At 36.6% G+C, this 20,318-nt stretch carries 16 protein-coding genes; 11 read left to right on the top strand and 5 right to left on the bottom strand.

All coding sequences use genetic code 11. The features are described 5' to 3' along the window. Window positions 1-16: 16 nt before the first annotated feature. Complete coding sequence (gene rsmA / locus AB8P06_RS06940; protein WP_369839759.1) at window positions 17-787, bottom strand: 16S rRNA (adenine(1518)-N(6)/adenine(1519)-N(6))-dimethyltransferase RsmA; 771 nt, start codon at window positions 785-787, stop codon at window positions 17-19. Window positions 788-878: 91 nt separating this feature from the next. On the opposite strand from rsmA, the gene AB8P06_RS06935 reads away from it, so the two are divergent. The 6 genes from AB8P06_RS06935 to rluF all read left to right on the top strand — a co-directional run bounded on the left by AB8P06_RS06935 (window position 879) and on the right by rluF (window position 5,171). Next, window positions 879-1,778 carry a cell division protein FtsX gene (locus tag AB8P06_RS06935; protein ID WP_369839756.1) on the top strand — a complete coding sequence of 300 codons (900 nt, stop codon included), beginning with the start codon at window positions 879-881 and terminating at the stop codon, window positions 1,776-1,778. A 4-nt stretch (window positions 1,779-1,782) separates the two neighbouring features. Further along, on the top strand, window positions 1,783-2,079 hold the full coding sequence (locus AB8P06_RS06930; protein ID WP_369839753.1) for a DUF3098 domain-containing protein: 297 nt from the start codon (window positions 1,783-1,785) through the stop codon (window positions 2,077-2,079). A gap of 186 nt (window positions 2,080-2,265) precedes the next feature. Next, window positions 2,266-3,084: an undecaprenyl-diphosphate phosphatase gene (locus tag AB8P06_RS06925; RefSeq protein WP_369839750.1), complete on the top strand. Its 819-nt coding sequence runs from the start codon at window positions 2,266-2,268 to the stop codon at window positions 3,082-3,084. Window positions 3,085-3,159: 75 nt separating this feature from the next. Beyond that, window positions 3,160-3,858, top strand: a complete 699-nt coding sequence (gene truB / locus AB8P06_RS06920; protein ID WP_369839748.1) for a tRNA pseudouridine(55) synthase TruB — start codon at window positions 3,160-3,162, stop codon at window positions 3,856-3,858. Continuing rightward, a complete protein-coding gene (locus tag AB8P06_RS06915; RefSeq protein WP_369839745.1) occupies window positions 3,855-4,448 on the top strand; it encodes a hypothetical protein in 594 nt (197 codons plus the stop codon). Before truB ends, AB8P06_RS06915 begins: the two co-directional genes overlap by 4 nt. Then, complete coding sequence (gene rluF / locus AB8P06_RS06910) at window positions 4,449-5,171, top strand: 23S rRNA pseudouridine(2604) synthase RluF (RefSeq protein WP_369839742.1); 723 nt, start codon at window positions 4,449-4,451, stop codon at window positions 5,169-5,171. It abuts the gene before it with no gap. Window positions 5,172-5,302: 131 nt separating this feature from the next. On the opposite strand, the gene AB8P06_RS06905 is transcribed toward rluF, so the two are convergent. Both AB8P06_RS06905 and AB8P06_RS06900 read right to left on the bottom strand, forming a co-directional pair. After that, window positions 5,303-6,595: a ComEA family DNA-binding protein gene (locus tag AB8P06_RS06905; RefSeq protein WP_369839739.1), complete on the bottom strand. Its 1,293-nt coding sequence runs from the start codon at window positions 6,593-6,595 to the stop codon at window positions 5,303-5,305. A 144-nt stretch (window positions 6,596-6,739) separates the two neighbouring features. Next, the gene (locus AB8P06_RS06900; protein WP_369839736.1) at window positions 6,740-7,084 is read right to left on the bottom strand and encodes a MerR family transcriptional regulator; all 345 of its coding nucleotides are present in this window, start codon (window positions 7,082-7,084) and stop codon (window positions 6,740-6,742) included. 379 nt (window positions 7,085-7,463) lie between these two features. On the opposite strand from AB8P06_RS06900, the gene AB8P06_RS06895 reads away from it, so the two are divergent. Both AB8P06_RS06895 and AB8P06_RS06890 read left to right on the top strand, forming a co-directional pair. Further along, the gene (locus AB8P06_RS06895; protein WP_369839733.1) at window positions 7,464-10,133 is read left to right on the top strand and encodes a zinc-dependent metalloprotease; all 2,670 of its coding nucleotides are present in this window, start codon (window positions 7,464-7,466) and stop codon (window positions 10,131-10,133) included. Window positions 10,134-10,264: 131 nt separating this feature from the next. Continuing rightward, on the top strand, window positions 10,265-11,146 hold the full coding sequence (locus AB8P06_RS06890) for an AraC family transcriptional regulator (protein WP_369839730.1): 882 nt from the start codon (window positions 10,265-10,267) through the stop codon (window positions 11,144-11,146). Window positions 11,147-11,157: 11 nt separating this feature from the next. On the opposite strand, the gene ccoG is transcribed toward AB8P06_RS06890, so the two are convergent. After that, complete coding sequence (gene ccoG, locus AB8P06_RS06885; protein ID WP_369839727.1) at window positions 11,158-12,597, bottom strand: cytochrome c oxidase accessory protein CcoG; 1,440 nt, start codon at window positions 12,595-12,597, stop codon at window positions 11,158-11,160. 267 nt (window positions 12,598-12,864) lie between these two features. Here ccoG and AB8P06_RS06880 point away from each other — a divergent pair, with 267 nt between their 5' ends. Then, complete coding sequence (locus AB8P06_RS06880; protein ID WP_369839724.1) at window positions 12,865-13,758, top strand: SMP-30/gluconolactonase/LRE family protein; 894 nt, start codon at window positions 12,865-12,867, stop codon at window positions 13,756-13,758. 131 nt (window positions 13,759-13,889) lie between these two features. Here AB8P06_RS06880 and AB8P06_RS06875 read toward each other — a convergent pair whose 3' ends face one another. Beyond that, entirely contained in the window at window positions 13,890-15,197 is a 1,308-nt protein-coding gene (locus AB8P06_RS06875) for a DEAD/DEAH box helicase (RefSeq protein WP_369839721.1), read from the bottom strand. A gap of 459 nt (window positions 15,198-15,656) precedes the next feature. Between AB8P06_RS06875 and rpsA the strand changes: the two genes are divergently transcribed. Next, window positions 15,657-17,450: a 30S ribosomal protein S1 gene (gene rpsA / locus AB8P06_RS06870; protein WP_369839718.1), complete on the top strand. Its 1,794-nt coding sequence runs from the start codon at window positions 15,657-15,659 to the stop codon at window positions 17,448-17,450. A gap of 249 nt (window positions 17,451-17,699) precedes the next feature. Then, window positions 17,700-20,303, top strand: a complete 2,604-nt coding sequence (locus AB8P06_RS06865) for a T9SS-dependent M36 family metallopeptidase (protein WP_369839715.1) — start codon at window positions 17,700-17,702, stop codon at window positions 20,301-20,303. The last annotated feature ends 15 nt before the right edge of the window (window positions 20,304-20,318 follow it).

Raw genomic sequence — 20,318 nt, 5'->3', positions numbered from 1 at the left:
AAAAATGTAATTAATTTTATTGGCTCTGCTTCCAGAGAATCGTGAATGCTATAAAATCGGAAACACTTAATTCTTCAGCTCTTTTATCTAAAAACTCATGGTTTTTCATAGCCTCGGGAATGTTTAATACTTTAAGGGCATTCGAAAGCTTTTTTCTTCTTTGGTTAAAGCCTGCTTTTACGATCTGCTTGAAAAGGATTTCATTTCCAGCTAAACCTTCCTTAGGATTTCTGGTTAGTTTTATAACCCCTGATTTTACTTTTGGCGGCGGGTTAAATACATTCTCATGAACGGTAAAAAGATATTTAACGTCATAATAAGCCTGCACCAAAACAGATAAAATTCCATAGTCCTTTGTTCTTGGAACTGCAGCCGTTCTTTCAGCTACTTCTTTCTGAAACATTCCTACCATTTCCGGAACCAGCTCATAATAATCGATGATTTTAAATAAAATCTGGGAAGAAATATTATAGGGGAAATTACCGATGATTGCAATCTGTTCCCCATGAATAAAATCAAAATCCTGCTTCAGGAAATCGCCCACAAAAGTTTGTTCGGTAATCTTCGGATAATGATTTTTCAGGTATTCGATAGACTCATTATCTATTTCTGCAAGATAGATGGTCTGATCTTTTTCAAGGAGATATTTGGTAAGAACACCCATTCCGGGTCCCACTTCCATGACGTTATTGTAGTGTTCACAGCTTAAGCCTTCTACAATTTTTCTTGCGATGTTTTCATCTGTCAAAAAGTGTTGACCAAGATGTTTTTTTGCTTTTACACTCAAAGTTTTTTATGATTTTGTTAACAATGATTTTCTCTATTTCGTCCCAAATTTCGGAAGTTTTTTTCTATTTTAGCCAAAAATTTTAATATTAATGGCTAAATCTGTAGATGAATTTAATAAGAAAAGGCTTAGGTCTAGCAATATTACAGTAGTAATAAGTATTGCCTTAGTGTTATTTTTGTTGGGATTAATGGGACTTATTTTAATCAATGCCCAGAAATATTCCGACTATATCAAAGAACAGTTGGTAGTGAATGCTTACTTTGATGAAAATTATGATGCTAAAGATTCTGTGAAAATTGCGAAACTGGAAGATGAAACTTTTAAAGAAGTACAGACTTTGGCTCCCGTAAAGAGAGCAACATATATTTCAAGAGAAATGGCTGCCAAGGAAGCAAAGGCAAGTATGGGAATCGACAGTGATGCCCTTTTTGAAGAGAATATCTTCCCATCTTCTATTGAAGTTGCCCTAAAACCCGAATACGTAGACCCTGCAAAAATTGATGAAGCGATAAAAGTGATCAAATCTGTTCCGGGAATTGTTGATGTGAAAAACAACAGTACTCTGATGGTAGATGTTTACAACAACCTGAACAGGATTTTGAAATGGATTTTAGGATTCTCAATTCTGTTCCTTGTTTTGGCAGTGGTTTTAATCAATAACTCCATTCGTCTGAAAATATTTTCTAAGAGATTTATTATCAAAACCATGCAGCTGGTAGGAGCGAAGAGAAGATTTATCCTTAAGCCGTTTATTATCGAAGCCGTAGTCTTAGGATGCATAGGCTCATTCATTGGTCTCCTGGCTTTATTCGGGGTGTGGTATTATTTTACAAGTCAGATCGGTTCTACATTCGTACAGGATAATCAGCAATATTTCTGGTTAATTTTATTGGTATTCGGAGTAGGTATCTTTATTACCGTTCTGAGTACGATCATTGCGACCTGGAGATTCCTGAGAACAAGTGTAGACGATTTATATTATTCTTAAAAAGATGAGCAAAAAAACAAATAAATTTTCTGCAGCAGAGTTTGGTAAAGAAACCGAAGCTCCACAGGAAAACGCTTTTTATTTCGGACAGCAGAATTTTAAATGGATGCTGATAGGGTTGGCATTTATTGTGGTGGGTTTCCTTCTGATGATGGGAGCCGATGCAAATACGGTGGATGGAAAATTTGATCCTAATTCCTGGAATGATGATATTTTCTCTATCCGTAGAATCCGGATTGCCCCTCTGTTTGTCGTTATAGGATTCGTTATAGAAGCTTACGCGATTTTAAAAAGAAAATAAAAAATAAATTAAAAGATTAAAAGATTTAAAAGTTAAAAGATCAGTTGATTGGCAGAGTTCAGTATTAGCAGATAAACAGATGAGAAAATCATTCTGATTTTAAAGTTAATATGTGAAAACATCTCAAAATCCGGTCTTGTAATTTTTAAATCTTTTAGTCTTTTCATGTTTTAATTTTAGAATATTATGGATTTATTCAAAGCAATTATTATTGCCATTATAGAAGGTTTAACGGAATATCTTCCGATTTCTTCTACTGCACACATGGGCTTTGCCGCCAACTTAATGGGCTTACAGGAAGATGAGTTTTTAAAGATGTTTCAGGTGTCCATTCAATTTGGAGCTATCCTGTCTGTCGTGGTGGCATACTGGAAAAAATTCTTTGATTTTAATAATATTAAGTTTTACTATAAACTGGCCTTTGCCGTTGTGCCGGCTTTGGTTTTAGGATACCTGTTCGACGATAAGATAGAAGCTGTTTTAGGAAACCAGATCGCTATTTCTTCCGTATTGGTTTTGGGCGGGATCGTATTGCTGTTTGCTGACAAATGGTTTAAAAATCCTAAAATTGATGACGAAAAAGGAATTACGGTAAGAAATGCAATTACCATCGGCTTCTGGCAGTGTCTGGCGATGATGCCGGGAACAAGCCGAAGTGCAGCTTCCATTATCGGAGGTATGGCTCAGGGTTTAACCAGAAAAGCTGCTGCGGAGTTTTCGTTTTTCCTGGCAGTTCCTACCATGTTGGCGGTAACCGTTTATTCTGTTTTCCTTAAATCCTGGGGAAAAGAAACCGGAAATCCTCAGAAAGGATACGAAATGATTCTTGCTTCACAAGATCATATCATGATTTTTGTAGTGGGTAATATTGTAGCCTTTATCGTAGCCTTAATTGCAATCAAAGCTTTTATCGGAGTTTTAAATAAATATGGTTTCAAACCTTGGGGCTGGTACCGTATTTTCGTAGGACTGGCTTTGCTGATCTATTTTTACTTTTTTAAATAAAAGATGAATAATGGTTAATCGGTACATTATTCATACGCCATAACTCATAACTCAACTCTCAACTTAAGAACTCACATGACAGCAGAAGAACTGCAATCAGGACATATATTTTTATTAGACAAGCCACTGGACTGGACTTCTTTCCAGGCGGTCAATAAAATGAAATATAAACTCAAAAGAGAGTTTAACCTTCCCAAGAAATTTAAGATAGGCCATGCCGGAACTCTTGACCCAAGGGCTACCGGGCTTCTTATCGTATGCTGTGGAAAATTCACAAAAAAAATCCCGGAAATACAGGATGCTCCTAAAGAATACTGGACGGAGGTGAAAATAGGCGTTCAGACCGAAAGTTATGATACCGAAAAACCTGAAATTCTTCATCAGGACATCTCACATATAACCGAAGAACAGATCAGAGAAGCCCTGGAAAAATTTGTTGGTGAGATAGAGCAGAAGCCTCCGGTTTTTTCAGCCATAAAAATTGATGGGGAAAGAGCTTATAATCTCGCAAGAGCGGGAGAAGAAGTGGAAATGAAGTCCAGGAAAACAACCATTTTCTATATCGAAGACATCAAAATAGATCTTCCTCATATCAGTTTTATGGTGGGGTGCTCCAAAGGTACCTATATCCGCAGTTTAGCCCATGATATCGGGCAGGAGCTTGGGGTAGGAGGATATCTGACGCAGCTGAGACGTACAAAAATAGGAGATTACAGCATTGAGGATGCTACCGGTCAGTATTTGGAAAACGACTTTAAATTTAACAATCCATGATCAGAAATCTACTCATACTCTTATCATTATTTTTAGTTTCCGGAGTTTCCGGTCAGAACAGGGAAGGCAGAAAGCCCAAAATGGATTTTTATGTCAACCCGACCCTGAATGTAGGATATAACCTGGGAAACAGCATCAAAGACAATCAGAATAAAGATTCCCCCTATTATCAGCAATACATTTCCCCTTATTTACCAAATAAAATTACATATGGTTTAACGGTAGTGGGCGGATACAATTTTTTACCGAACTTTGCACTGGGAACAGGACTGAAATACAGCTTCATTGATGATAATTTTCACATGATGTATTGGGTAATACAGCCGAAATTTATATTCGGACCCGGAGATGAGCCTTTTTTCATTGATGCCAGTTACGGAAAGCAGATCAATCATTCTGCAGTTTCCAATTCAAATTTTTGGGGACTGAAGTTGGGTAAGCAGATTTCCTTTTCAAAAAGGCTGAGCCAGGAAGGAGGTCTTGTTCTTGAAAGTCATGAATTTAAAAACTCAAGTTCCCTTTTTATAGGTATCAGCTATGGAATAACATTGTTCAGCAATAAAGATTATACAGGTTACGGACAAGATTAAATGGAAAAAACACGTATCAATAAATATTTATCAGAAGCCGGCTTTTGTTCAAGAAGAGCCGCAGATAAGCTGCTGGAAGAAGGCAGGATCACCATTAACGGAAAGATTCCCGAACTCGGAACTAAAGTTTCTGATGAGGACATTGTGGAAGTAGACGGGAAACCTATCCGCGAACAGGAAGATAAACCCGTTTATATCGCTTTCAACAAACCGGTTGGCATTGTGTGCACCACCGATACAAAACGTGAAAAAAACAATATTGTAGACTATATCAATCATCCTAAGAGAATTTTCCCGATCGGCCGTTTGGATAAACCCAGTGAAGGGCTTATTCTCCTGACCAATGATGGTGATATTGTCAACAAAATCCTCCGAGCCAGAAATAACCACGAAAAAGAATACCTGGTAAGGGTAGACAAACCCATCAATCCGAGGTTTCTCGAAAAAATGCGCAACGGGGTTCCAATCCTGGATACTGTTACCAAAAAATGCGAGGTTGAAAAAATTGATGACATGACATTCAGGATCATTCTGACCCAAGGATTAAACAGGCAGATCCGCAGAATGTGCGAATATCTTGGGTATGAAGTAAAAAAGCTGAAACGAATCCGCATCATGAATATCAAATTAGACCTTCCCATCGGAAAATGGCGCGACCTTACGGATGAAGAGCTTTCTACCTTAAAAATCCTTCTTGAAGATTCCAGCAAAACTTTTGAATAGTTATGAGTTATGAGTTATAAGTTATAAGTGATGAGTTATGGAAAATACTACTAAGATTTAACTCTTAACTCATCACTTATAACTTATAACTCATAACTCATAACTCATAACTCATAACTCATAACTCACCATCATTGTTTCAGGTAAAGTTTCATTCTCGCCTCATATTCCGGTTTCACTTTTAAAAGATTCCAGATTTTCCGGTCATCAGGATAAGTTACCCTGTAATAGATAATTTTATCAGCGGAATATTTAAAATAGGGATGGTTTTTCAGCCATTCTTCGGGAGCATTCACCAAAGTATATTTTTGAATATTTGATGTATTTAGTTTACAGATTGAAATTAACTTCTGAACGAGGTCTTTGTTGATGTTGTACGTATCCAAAATTTGTTGTTTGTTGACAAATCCTCCTAATTTTTTCCTGAAACCAAGCATGGAACCGGCACTTCTTTCATCCAGCCCGAATTCTATAAGCTGTTTAAAGGTAATTGAATTTAAGTCAACCGTCGAAAAATCCGTTTTTTCCTGTTGAATTCCTGAACTTAAATCTGTACTGTTCTTTATATTTTTCGGGTGTATGTTGATATAAGGTTGGAGTTCTTGAAATTTTTCAGCGGAAATAACAAAACATTTTTCAAGGTCACTCAGACTTTTAAAACTACCTTTTAAATTCCGTTCACGATAATTCACAATAACCTTAGCCTGATTTTGCGAGAAGCCCAGTGTCTGCCAGCCTTCAATATTCAAAATATTGGGATCGAAAGAGTGATATTGGATTTTAGATTTATGATGAATAGCACTTTTAAAATTTTCCGGAGTTTTCTCCGGAAGAATTAAATAAGGAACAAGTTTTTTATACTTCTCATCACTGATCATAAAGCATTCTTTAAACTTCTCTTTACTGATGAAGCTACCACCCAAATACCCTTTATATTTTATAATAGCTTCTGCCTGCTTTTCACTAAATCCGGTGTTGATCCAGTCATTGACAGAAAAATGATCAGGATTGAATCTTTCTGAAATTACAATTTTTCTGTTCCCAAAATTTTCAAATTGTCTGGATTTTGCATCTTTATTGGTTTCAGGAAGTAAAATAAAAGCATTGAGTTCAGTAAATTTTTCCTCTGAAACAGCATAGCATTTTTTGAATTGTTCTTTAGAAGTAAATCTTCCACCCACGATTTTTTTATAATTCAGAATAGTGGAGATTTGTTTGTCAGAAAAGCCTAATTGTTGCCATTGTTTTTCATTCAGATCGTTTGGATCAAATTCAGATAAATGTATCGAAACGGATGCTTCAGAAATGAATTTTACATCAGGAAAATTTTCTTTTCCTTTGCTCGTCAACCTCTGAAACCCCAATAATACAATGAGTAACATTCCGAGGAATGCTATCTTTTGGTAATAGCTTTTTTTCATCATGGGGTAAACTTAATCAAAAAAATAAACTGATAAGCTATTGAGCGATAAAAAGTTGACTAACAGTATGTTTTGTGTGTTTTTTGTCCGGTTTTAATTACTAAAATAAATCCAAATTAGTTTTTTTTGAAAATTTATTTAGTGTAATCATTCCGAATCCCGCTCCCCCAAAGAATCTTTCAGCTTCAGAAGCTCGGCTTTTACAAACTCAAGCCTGTCGATCAATGTGATGGTTTCAGAAATTTTACTGTTGGTGGTCAGGGCAATTTTGGCTCCGTCAAGTGTGTAGCCTTTTTCTTTTACAAGATGGTAAATGATCTGGAGGTTTTTGATGTCTTCCGGAGTAAAGTATCTGTTGCCCTTTTTGTTCTTTTTAGGCTTAATGATAGGGAATTCCTGTTCCCAGTACCGTATCAGTGAGGTGTTTACATCAAATGCTTTAGCCACTTCTCCTATAGAATAATACAGTTTGTCAGGTAAATTTATCTTCATTTTTGAATCCTAAAATTCAAAGATAAAACTTTTTTAAAGTTTGTTACAAATATAGGCGATTCAAATATGTCTTTATTTCACTGAATTCTTTTTAGTCTATTTGATTTTATTTTATTTTTATCTGGTTTTATATTTTTTTTAACCACCTAAAACAGGCGTATTTATTTATTTTATTTATAAATAGAAGTAATTTTAATTTGTAAAATGATAATAATACGAGGTCATTAAGTTGTTTATTTTGATTTTTTGTCTTAATTTGGAGAATATTTTTTAACAGGGCAATGTAATGAACGTATAGAAGGGAGAACCTCTGAGAAGTGTTGATGGAGAATGAATAGTAAAGAGAAAAAAAATTATTATCAATCAAAATTATATTAACATGAAACGCAAATTATTTATTTTCGCGCTGCTCGTTCCCTTTTTTGGGTTTTCGCAGTGGTCACGAACCGAATTACGATCGCAAAGCGTAAAAAAATCTCAGGAAAAGCTGGAATATTCAGCTCTTTATTCATTAAACACGAATGAGCTTACCCAGACTCTTAAAAATGCACCTTCACGGGCATCCGGAAGTAAAGGGATTCTTATTTCAATTCCTACCGTCAATGGTAAAATTGAAAGATTCCAGGTTTGGGAATTTTCAAATATGGCTCCCGAATTACAGGCAAAATATCCGGATATCAGGTCTTATGTAGGAGCAGGAGTGGAAGATCCTACCGCTTATCTCAGATTCAGTATCTCACCTGTAGGTTTTTCTTCAATGATTACCCGTTCCGGGATTTCAGAGTATATTGAACCATATACCAATGACAGAAGTGTTTATGCTGTTTTTGATTCAAAATCAAGACAAAATCAGGATCCTGACCCTTTTCAGTGCGGGACAACAGAGGAAGCTGAAAAAATCTCAGCGGGAAAGGGAGGTAATACATCTAAATTAGCCGGATTTAACACCTTCAGGCTGGCTTTATCATGTACGGGAGAATATGCTGCCTATCATTTAACAGCAGCGGGAACACCATCCGGGGCACCAGATGCAGTGAAAAAAGCAGTGATATTAGCTGCAATGAATGCTTCTGTAACCAGGCTTAACAGTGTTTTTGAAAAAGATTTATCCCTGCATTTTAACCTGATTGCAAATAATGATGCCATCATTTTCTTAGATGCCGCTTCAGATCCCTATACAAGTGGTGGTCCGAATGAAGCCCAAACAGGAATTTCTGGTGTTATCGCTTCTGAAGATTACGATATGGGACATCTGATCGATAAAAAAGATGCCAATGGAGCTGCCGGAGTAGGAGTGATCTGTCTTGTCGGCCAGAAAGCAAGAGGATGGACGGCACATAATTTTCCTGAAGGAGACAAATTTGATATCGATTATGTAGCTCATGAGATGGGACATCAATTAGGAGCCGGGCATACTTATACTTCACATTCTTCACAAGCCGATCAGAAAGTAGAACCGGGCAGTGGAAGCACTATTATGGCCTATACCGGAATCATCGGCGGTGGTCTGGATGTACAGTTTAATTCCAATGATTATTTTCACATCAACAGTGTAAACCAGATTAAAAATAAAATTAATTCCGTAACCTGCGGTACCAATGTACCATTTACAACACCTGCACCTACTGTTACTGTGGGAGCAGCTTATACGATTCCAAGCTCTACTGCTTTTGTTATCAAAGGAACGACAGCAGATGCCAATCCTGCAGCGTATACTTATGCAATAGAGCAGACAGACCAGGCAGCGGCTGCACAGATCGGAGCGAATTCATTTGCTTATGCTATAAAACCTACAGGGCCTACTTTCAGATCTATGAGCCCGGCAAGTACACCGGTAAGATATTTCCCTGATTTTAATAAAGTTCTGGCAGGAGTACTGACGACCAGATGGGAATCTGTATCCAGTGTGGCAAGACCGCTTAATTTTAATATGTCTGTGAGAAATAACAGTCCGTTGCAGCCCCAGATTGGTCAAAGCTCAACGGTTGTAACCGTGGATGCCGCTTCTGGACCTTTTGCTGTCACAGCACCTACTTTTGGACAATCAACCAGTTCAGGAGGAACAACTACAGTAACCTGGAATGTTGCCAATACGGCAGCTGCTCCGGTAAGCACTGCCAACGTTAATATTAAATTATCTACAGACGGAGGCCTTACCTTTACTACACTTGCTGCCAATACAGCGAATGACGGTAGCGAGCAGGTAACAATTCCTGCAGGATCTACTTCTTCCAACGCCTATATTTTGGTGGAAGCTGTTAATAATATCTATTATGCTGTGAGTCCAAGTTTTGTTATTGATTATACCGTAGCAGGAGAAACCTGTACTACATATACTTACTCCGGACCATCGGTAACGATTACTGACGGACCCGGTGGCGGAGCTATTTCCTCACCTAGAGTAAATATTCCTTTAACAGTAAATAATACGGGAATCATCACTAAAATTAAAGTAACACCAACTATTGCCCACACCTATGTTGGTGACCTGGCTGTAGGAATAGAAAGCCCTGAAGGTTCATCAGCATTGATCTGGAACCGTGCATGTTCAGCTCAACCTTACTCTGGTATTACCGCCGGATTCAGTGACGCGGGTGCCGCTGTAGTATGTGCTTCCCCAATCCAGGGAGAAACAAAATCTTATGAATCATTGGCGATCTTCAAAGGGCATAAAGCTCAGGGGCAATGGAAACTGTTTGCTTCAGATAATTATCCGGGAGATGTAGGAACGGTTTCAGCATGGGCTCTTGAAGTGTGTACAAGAGATACACAGGCCTTAGGAGTTACAGACGTTACTTCTTCATTAGGAGATGATATTAAAATCTATCCAAACCCAAGTAACGGTAATTTCTTCATTAAATCAAGAAATATGGGTGATCTTAAAGTGACCTTATTTGATTCCAGCGGAAGATTGATCTATTCTTCAAAACCTTATCAGAGTAGTGGTGACAACACCAAAGAATTTAATTTAAATATTCCTAAAGGTGTTTACATCATCAATGTAAATTCTGCAAAAGGAGTATACAATCAGAAACTGATTATTAAATAACTTTTAATATTTCAATAATTCAAAGGGGTTAGCATTTTTGTTAATCCCTTTTTTATTGTGAAAATTTAATCAGGAGTATAGATTTTAACAGCTAAACAAAATGCTTTGCTTATTTTTGAGGTAAAAAAGAGATGGATTCTATTTCGGTGCTTCATATTAATCTTTTTCAGCCTGAAAAAAGTGCCTCGGATTTCTATTTTAGTACCATGAAAAATCATCTGGTTTCAAGCCATAAGCATATTGAGAAGCCACATCGTCATGATTTTTATGTTACCGTTCTTTTCACCAAAGGAACCGGCATCCACGAGATTGATTTTCAAAAGTATGAAGTTTCAGAAGGAAGCCTTTTCTTTTTGTCTCCGGGTCAGGTTCACAGCTGGGAACTGTCACCGGAAACGGACGGTTATATTTTCTTTTTTTCCCAGGAGTATTACGATATGCATTATGTAAATCAGAAGCTCAGGAATTTCCCTTTTTTTAATTCTGCAGCCCTTCCGAGAAAGCTTCAGCTTAAAGTACCGGAATTACAAAAGACTATCATCTTATTCCAGGAAATTGAGGCTGAATATCATGCCGAAGATGTGATGAAAAACGAATGCATTCTGTCCCTTATTTCCCGGATATACATTAATGCTTCAAGACAGTTTTCCAGAGATTATGATACATTGGTTTCACCGGTAAGCATTTCTTACTTTAAGCATTATCAGGATTTTGAAAAATTATTGGAAGACCATTTTACTACTGAAAAATTAATTTCCTATTACGCTTCTTTAATGGGAGTTTCACCTAAACATTTAAACAGGATCACACAGACGGTAGTTCAGAAAACAGCTACAGAAGTGATCACTGAGAGGCTGATGCTTGAAGCCAAAAGAATGCTGATGTACCTTGATGAAAGTCTTGTGGAAATTGCTTTTCGCCTCGGATATGAAGAATATTCCTATTTTGTAAGAGTATTCCGGAAAAACTCCGGAATGACCCCTACCCAATTTATCAGGAAATATAAATCTTAAAGTTTCATCGCTTATAAAAGTAATTTGAATGGCCCTTCAAAAGTGGTTTCAAAAGAATCCAGCATTTTTCCGCTCTGATCAAATACCCCGATGACAATATTTTGCTTTGAAAGCCTGATTTCGGTTTCAGGGAAAGTGATATTGATATTTCCTTTCAGGATTTCATCACCTTTCAAAATAATTTTGTCTGATCCGAAGAAGGTAATTTCTCCATGCTCAGGACTCATTACTTTGATCGACAATACTTTTCTTTCATTGGTTTTATTCAGGAAAGTATAGATGAAAGTATTGGTGATTTTGCCGTCCCGGGTAAAAAATGTAGATCCGGCAGGCTTAATGAACTTCGCTTCCATAGCTCCTCTGTCATATAATAAGAATCCCAGAAAACCGATCAGCAATGCCAGAAATACGGTAGTTATCCTCATTCTTGATGTAAATCTGAATTTCTCCTGATTTTCAATTTCAGCTTCGGTAGCATAACGGATCAGGCCTTTTGGAAGGCCTACTTTTTCCATGACTTCATCGCAGGCATCAATACATACGGTACAATTGATGCATTCCAGCTGCTGGCCGTTTCTGATATCAATTCCGGTAGGACACACGACAACACACTGCTGGCAGTCGATACAATCTCCTTTACCGGTTGTCTTCCGGTCTTCTCCGTTTCTCCATTTGGAACGATTTTCCCCTCTCTTAAAATCATAATAAACATTAATCGTCTGTTTATCAATCAAAACTCCCTGAAGCCTTCCGTAAGGACAAACCAGTGTGCAGACCTGTTCCCGGAGCCATGCAAATGTAAAATAGAATATTCCCGTAAAAGAAAGCATGACCATGAATTGTAAAGCATTTTCTGCAGGCCCCTGCGTCATGATCCTGAAAACTTCCTGATACCCTACAATATACATGAACATAAAATGGGTAATGATTAATGAAATCAATGTAAATGCAGACCATTTCAGCAGTCTTTTTCTGACTTTTTCAGCATCCCAATCCTGCCTGTCAAGTTTCATCTGCTTGTTCCGGTCACCTTCGATCCAGTATTCTATTTTCCTGAAAACCATTTCCATGAAAAGGGTTTGCGGACAAAGCCAGCCACAGAATATCCTTCCGAAAACTACGGTAAAAAGCATAACAAAAATAACAGAAGTTACTGCTCCCAGAGCTAAAATAAAGAAATCCTGAAGGTAAAACGGCTGACCGAAAATAAAGAATTTCCTGTCGATTACATTGATCATCAGGAAAGGATTATTCCTGATTTTGATAAAGGGCAGAATAAAAAATAAAGTCAGGAGAACATAGCTGGTGTAATTTCTGTAATTGGTATATTTTCCTTTAGGTTTACGCGGAAAAACCCATTTTCTTTTCCCTGTCTCATCCATTGTTCCTACCGAATTTCTAAAGGCTTCATGCTCTGTTTCTGAAGGTTTAATTCCGGGCTGTGCACTCATCGTCTTGCAGTTTTATAAATTGAAAGTTCTGAAAGAGATTATCATTGGTTTTAATAATCCCGTATTTTACAAATCCGTTTCTGAAAAACCATGTAGGATTTGATTTATGCAAAGCTCTTGATTAAACCTTTTCCTAACTAATATTATCTACTTATGAAATAGGATAATTAGGACATTTTTTATTTCAAATTAATATATCAAAATGAGAAAATAAAAATTGAATCTTATTTTTCCATGTCGTAAATTGTCGGCTTAAAATAATGAAGCATGAAAAATATCTTTAAAACAGGTCTGGTTGGTTTGGTTTTCGCATTGATAAACTGCCAATCAGTAAATTATAACAAAATGTTTTATCATGATGTAAAGCCTGAAATGGTCTCTGACAAATTTAGTTTTACAGAAGGACCGTCTTCAGATAAAGAAGGAAATGTATACTTTACAGATCAGCCGAATGATAAGATTTATTATTGGGACTGGAAAACCAATACGATCATTGAGTTTTTAAGTAAAAGCGGACGAGCAAACGGAACGCATTTCGATAAAGATGACAATCTGATTACATGTTCTGATGATCAGGGAGAAATCTGGAAGATATCCAAAGACAAAAAAGTTGAGGTTCTGTTAAAAGGTTATGAAGGAAAAAGATTAAACGGACCCAATGATGTATGGAATGATTCTTTTGGAGGAATGTACTTTACAGATCCGTTATATCAGAGGGATTATTGGGTCAATTTTAAACAGGAAACTCCACATAAGAGCCTTTATTACAGGAATAAAGAAGGTAAGATCATAAAGCTGGAAACTTTTACACAGCCCAATGGGATTGTAGGAAGTGAAAAATTTAAAAAGTTATACGTTTCAGATATAGATGCCGGAAAAACTTATGTTTATGATATTCTGGGTGAAGGAAAATTATCTGAGAAAAAACTGTTCTGTGAAATGGGCTCTGACGGAATGACACTGGATAAACATGGAAACCTTTATTTAACAGGAAAGGGGGTGACCATTTTTAATCGTGAAGGAAAAAAGATTTACCAGATTCCGATTCCCGAAGACTGGACGTCAAACGTAACTTTTGGAGGAAAGAATAATGAGATTTTATTTATCACCGCTTCAAAAGCAGTTTATACTTTACCGACAAGAGTGAAAGGAACCAAATAATTTTAAACTGAAAATATATAAACCATTAAGTTTATTAAGTTATTAAGAGCATTAAGTTAAGCTTCGCTTTAAATTAAAATGCAGAAATACTTTCTTAGCTCCTTAATAAAATCTTGATGGTTTTTAAAATATTAATAAGCAACTTCCATTTTCACTTTCTTACCCTTCAGCTTTTCATTGGCCAGTTTTTTCAATAAAGGATTTACTTTATTTCTTGCCACTGCAACGTAAGAAGTAGTGTCTTTTACTTCAATCAGGCCGATATCTTCTTTTTGTAATTCCCCTTTTTTGATCAGATAGCCAACAATATCTACCTTATTGACCTTATCTTTTTTTCCGGCACTGATGTATACCGTTTGAAAAGGTGTTTTTCCGGGAGCTTTGTTGAACCCTGTCACACTTTCTTCCGGAGTATTATTTTTAATGAAAGGGAAATTTTCATCCTCAGTCATGATTAAATAAGCGAAACCTTTGGCATTCATTCTTGCAGTACGTCCGTTTCTGTGAATAAAAGCGTCTTCCTTTGGCGGAAGCTGGTAATGAACAATCGATTCAACTTCCGGAACATCCAGTCCGCGGGAGGCAAGGTCTGTAGTAATTAAAATCCTTGCAGAATCATTTCTGAATTTTAATAAGGCACGTTCTCTTTCATCCTGTTCCATACCGCCGTGGAATGTTTCACGATCGATCCCTTTCTCACGTAAAAGCTCAGAAATACGGTCTACTGCTTCACGGTGGTTACAGAAAATCAGAGTTCTTTTATTCCCTATTTTACAGATCAGATTAAAAAGAGTATCCAGCTTTTCTTCAGGGATAGTCATTACTTTTCGGAGTTGAATATCCGGCTTAACGTCATTTAATTTTAGAAAATCAACGGTTTTCTCATTTTTAAGGCCGGTGAATTTTGGAATCTCATCCATGGCCGTAGCGGAAGTCAGAATACGTTGTGAAAGATTTTTTAATGAACCGATAATGAATTCCATATCATCATGAAAACCTAATTCCAGGGCTTTATCAAATTCATCCAAAACTAATGTCTTAATGGTAGCCGGATCAAAATTGTTATTTCTTAAATGATAAACAACCCGTCCCGGAGTTCCGATCAGTACTGCCGGAGCTTCGATTAAATTATTGACTTCAATTTTCTTATCATGGCCTCCATAGCATACGGAAACTTTAAAATCCGTTCCCATTGCTTTGAAAACCTGTTCAATTTGTAAGGCAAGTTCTCTGGCAGGAACTAAAATCAAAGCCTGAATTCCTGAAGTATCTTTGTTCAGATTTCGGAGAACGGGAAATAAAAAAGCGAGAGTTTTTCCTGAGCCTGTTGGGGACAGAAGAACGACATCGTTTGTATTTTCAGTGGCTTTATAAGTAGATTTCTGCATCTGATTCATATCCTGAATCTGCAGTTTTTGATAAATTGATTCTAATTCCATTTTGCAAAGGTAGTGATTTGGGAGTTGTGAGTCGTGAGTTATGAGTTATGAGTTATGAGTTATGAGTTATGAGTTATGAGTTGTGAGTTATGAGTTGTGAGTTATGAGTTGTGAGTTGTGAGTGGTGAGTTGTGAGTGGTGAGTGGTGAAAGGGAGTGGATTAGATTTAGATGACTAATTTTTAATCAAGAAACCTTTCAATAAGTTTGTCATCAATCTTTTAATTTTTTAATTCTTAAATCTTTTAATCTTAATAATATATATTGATTACCAGTTGTTTATAATGAAATTGTGTGAGCGGAAAATTCTTGTTTATTTTAAATAAAATTCGTACATTTGCACCCACTTTTGTGGGAAAGGTTTGAAAGGGTAAAATATTAAAAATTAATTACTTCCGTATTTTTTGATCCACATTTATTCAAACCATTAAAAAAGAAGGAATACAAATTTTATTAGAAAATGTCAAAAGAGACAAATTCAGCAGAGGTTTTATTAAACCAAAACGTAGCACCGGAACAATTTGATTGGGATTCTTTCGAATCAGGTCTTGATGCAGATGCGAGAAAAGAAAAAAGCGATTTAGAAGAAATCTACAACGGATCTCTTAACAACTTAGACGATAACGACGTATTAGTTGGGAAAGTTGTAAGATTAACTGACAAAGAAGCTATCGTAGACATCAACTTCAAATCTGAAGGTGTTATTTCTCTTAACGAATTCCGTTACAACCAAGGCCTTAAAGTAGGTGATGAGGTTGAAGTAATGGTTGACAGAAGAGAAGACAAAACTGGTCAGTTACAGTTATCTCACAGAAAAGCAAGAACGCTTAAAGCTTGGGATAAAGTAAACGAACTTCACGAAACAGGTGAAATCGTAAACGGTTTTGTGAAATCAAGAACTAAAGGAGGTATGATCGTTGACGTACACGGAATCGAAGCATTCTTACCTGGTTCTCAAATTGACGTTAAGCCAATTAAAGATTACGATCAGTTCGTAGGTAAAACTATGGAGTTCAAAGTTGTGAAAATCAACCCTGAATTCAAAAACGTAGTAGTATCTCACAAAGCATTGATCGAAGCAGATATCGAAGGTCAGAAAAAAGAAATCATCGCTCAGCTTGAAAAAGGTCAGGTTCTTGAAGGTACTGTTAAGAATATTACTTCTTACGGTGTATTCATCGACTTAGGAGGTGTTGATGGATTGATCCACATTACAGACCTTTCTTGGTCTAGAGTGAACCATCCATCTGAAATCTTAGAAGACGGACAGACTGTAAAAGTGGTAATCCTTGATTTCGATGATGAGAAAACAAGAATCCAGTTAGGTATGAAGCAATTAGAAGCTCATCCTTGGGATGCTCTTTCTGCTGACATGAAAGTTGGAGACAAAGTAAAAGGAAAAGTAGTAGTTCTTGCTGACTATGGTGCATTCGTAGAAATCGCTCCGGGTGTAGAAGGATTGATCCACGTTTCTGAAATGTCTTGGTCTACTCACTTGAGATCTGCCGGTGACTTCGTAAAAGTAGGTGATGAAGTAGAAGCTGAAGTATTAACTTTAGATAGAGAAGAAAGAAAAATTTCTCTTGGTATCAAGCAATTGTCTAAAGATCCATGGGAAAACATCGAAGCTAAGTATCCAGTAGGATCTAAGCATGTAGGAACTGTAAGAAACTTCACAAACTTTGGTGTATTCGTAGAGTTGGAAGAAGGTATCGACGGGTTAATCTACATCTCTGATCTTTCTTGGACTAAGAAAATCAAGCACCCATCTGAATTCTGTGCTGTAGGTGATAAATTAGACGTTATCGTTCTTGAATTGGATATCCAGGCAAGAAGATTATCTTTAGGTCACAAACAATTAACTGAAAACCCTTGGGATGCATTCGAAACTAAGTATGCTGAAGGAACTATCCACGCTGGTAAAGCTGTAGAAGTTCACGATAAAGGAGCTTCTGTACAATTCGAAGATGCTGAAGTAGAAGCATTCTGTCCTTCAAGATTATTAGAGAAAGAAGATGGATCTAAAATCAAAAAAGGTGAAGAAGCTGACTTCAAAGTGATCGAATTCAACAAAGAGTTCAAAAGAGTAGTAGTATCTCACACAGGTATCTTCAGAGATGAAGAGAAGAAAAATGTAAAAGAGTCTGGTAACAGATCTAATACATCTTCATCTTCTTCTAATGAAGAAAGATCTACACTTGGAGATATCGACGCATTAGCTGAATTGAAAAGAAAAATGGAAGAAGGTAAATAATCCTTAATCTATTTATGAATAGGGAGCCACTCGAAAGAGTGGCTTTTTTTTATTGTCCGGAATGAGGCTTTTTTAATAATTTATGACTATAAATAGTGAAATGAAAATATAAAATTAGAAACAGTAATAATCCCTGAAAAGTGACTAAAAGTGTATAAAATAATATATGTTTTGTTTTTTTTAAAATAAATTAAATAAAATATTCTTTGATTGTTAAATATTTGTAAATTAGCGGCTTTATTAATGTATATGAAAAAGATAACTCTACCTCTTTTATTTGCTGTATTCGCAGTATTCCAGTCTTCCGACCTGTACTCTCAGGATAATGAAAGACTTATTAAAGATTATATTTCTCAGAATAAAATCAGAGAGTATAAAAAATCTGATCTTACCAATTTTATTATTGATAATGTAGATGCTTCAAGGTCATTAAGCGGAAACGTTGTAAAGTTTCAGCAAACCTATAACGGCCTTCCTGTTTATAATTCAGTAGGAACGGCACTTGTTAAGGATAATAAAATTGTATACTATGTGGATGATTTTTTGAAGGATTATACTTCTTCTACACCAAACAATGCAACAATTAGTAAAAGTACAGCGATTCAGAAAATTGCTAAAAATATAGGAAAAGAAGAAATTAAATCTTATCCTGTTCTTGGTTATCAGGATGCAGAACCACAAAACGGGCATGCAGCTAAGCAAAGATTGGTATATGTTGAAGATCAGGGAATTTTAAAGCTGGCTTATCAGGTGACTTTGCCTGAACCAAAATCTCACAGTCTTTGGGATATACTGGTGAATGCAAATACCGGAGAGATTATCAATAAATTTGATCTTAACGTATCATGTAACTTCCATTCCGATGCGTACTCACATGATCATTCACAATTAGGACAAAATAACTTTATAGGACCTATTAACGAATTACATAATCAGGCTGCCTCTTTTCTTGTACCAGATAATGCTTCTTATAATGTATTTGCATTACCGCTTGAATCGGCTACGTTTGGAGCCAGATCAGTAGTTAGCAACCCTTGGATGATAGCTTCTTCACCTGAAGGATGGCACTATGATGGTACAAGTCATTATACCTATACAAGAGGTAACAATGTATATGCATATGATGACATGAATGCAACTAATACTCCAGGTTTTTCACCGGATGGAGGGGCAAGCAGAAATTTTAATTTCCCTTTTAGTCTTTATGCTTCACCTGCGGATAACCTGAGTGCATCAATTACCAATTTGTTTTATATCAACAATAAAGTACATGATATATTTTATAAATTCGGTTTCACGGAAACAGCAAGAAACTTCCAGAATACCAATTTTGGATTGGGAGGTGCCGGAAATGATTATGTAAAAGCAGAAGCACAGGACGGAACAGATATGAATAATGCTAACTTTGCGACTCTTCAGGATGGAACCAGTGGCAGAATGCAAATGTATTTGTGGACAAGTTTTAATAGATTATATTATTATAATGCACCTGCAGCTGCAGTTCCACGTCAACCGCTTGTAGGTACGGCTCAATTTGGAAACCCTATCAATGCAACAGGAGTTACGGCAGATGTAAAAGCTTCTTCTGTAGTAGATGGGTGTACAGCTATACCTGTAGGGACACTTGCCGGAAAAATTGGCTTAGTAGAAAGAGGAAGCTGTGACTTTGTAACCAAAGTTAAAAATGCTCAGAATGCAGGAGCAGTAGCCGCGATTATTTATAATGCTCCAACTTCAGGCCCTGTTGGTGGAATGGGAGGAACAGATGCAACAATAACAATTCCTTCCGTATTAGTTGATAATGCTGAAGGTGAATATATTAAGAGTCAACTTACAGCAGGTACAGTTGTTAATGTAACGTTGAAAAATGATCCTGCTATGGCTGTAAGTCCTGACGGTAGTTTCGATAACGGAATCGTTACTCACGAATATGGTCATGGTATTTCCAACAGATTAACTGGAAACGGATGGACATGTTTACAATGGCCAAACAGTAAAGAACAAATGGGTGAAGGTTGGTCAGACTTCTTTGCCTTAATGTTAACAAACAAAGCAGGTGATAATGCTACTGTGCCTAGAGGTATAGGTACCTATGTTATTGGCCAGCCTAATACTGGAGGTGGGATCAGACCTGCAAAATATTCTCCGGATTTCGCAATCAATGATTATACCTATGCAGATACAAACGGTATGGAATATACAAACCAAAGTGGAGCAGTTGTTCCGGACGTACACTCTATAGGATTTGTATGGGCGACTATGTTGTGGGATCTTCACTGGCAGTATGTAAATAAATACGGATATGCTTCTGATGTAACGGCTAATGCCAATAGTGGAAGTGCAAGAGTATTGCAATTAGTAACCGACGCTTTAAAACTACAGGCTTGTAGCCCTACATTTATTGATGGCAGAAATGCAATATTAGCAGCTGAATTAGCAACTACCAATGGTGAAGATAAGTGTATGATCTGGAGAACTTTCGCGAAAAGAGGTTTAGGTCTTAACGCACAGGCAGGAGTAAAAACCAATATCAACGATCAGGTAGCAGACATCACAGTACCTGCAGAATGTGTATTGGCAACAGATGAAGTGAAAACTGTAAAAAACAATACAATCTCTATTTATCCGAACCCTGCTAAGAACGAGTTCTACATCAACTTCCCAAGCAATACCATCGGGAAAGTAAGCGTTGAAATTTATGATATGTCAGGAAAAATGATTTCTTCAGAAGATAAAATTTCTCCGGATGCTAAAAAAGCGATCTCAACAGATAGAATGATCAACGGAACTTATATGGTTAAAGTAAAAGGATTAGGTATTGATGCCGTATCAAAAGTTATCGTTAATAAATAACAGATTTAAATAAAT

It is taken from the genome of Chryseobacterium tongliaonense, assembly GCF_041224435.1.
Classification (GTDB): Bacteria; Bacteroidota; Bacteroidia; order Flavobacteriales; family Weeksellaceae; genus Chryseobacterium; species Chryseobacterium tongliaoense.
This window is presented reverse-complemented; position numbering and strand designations above follow the sequence as displayed.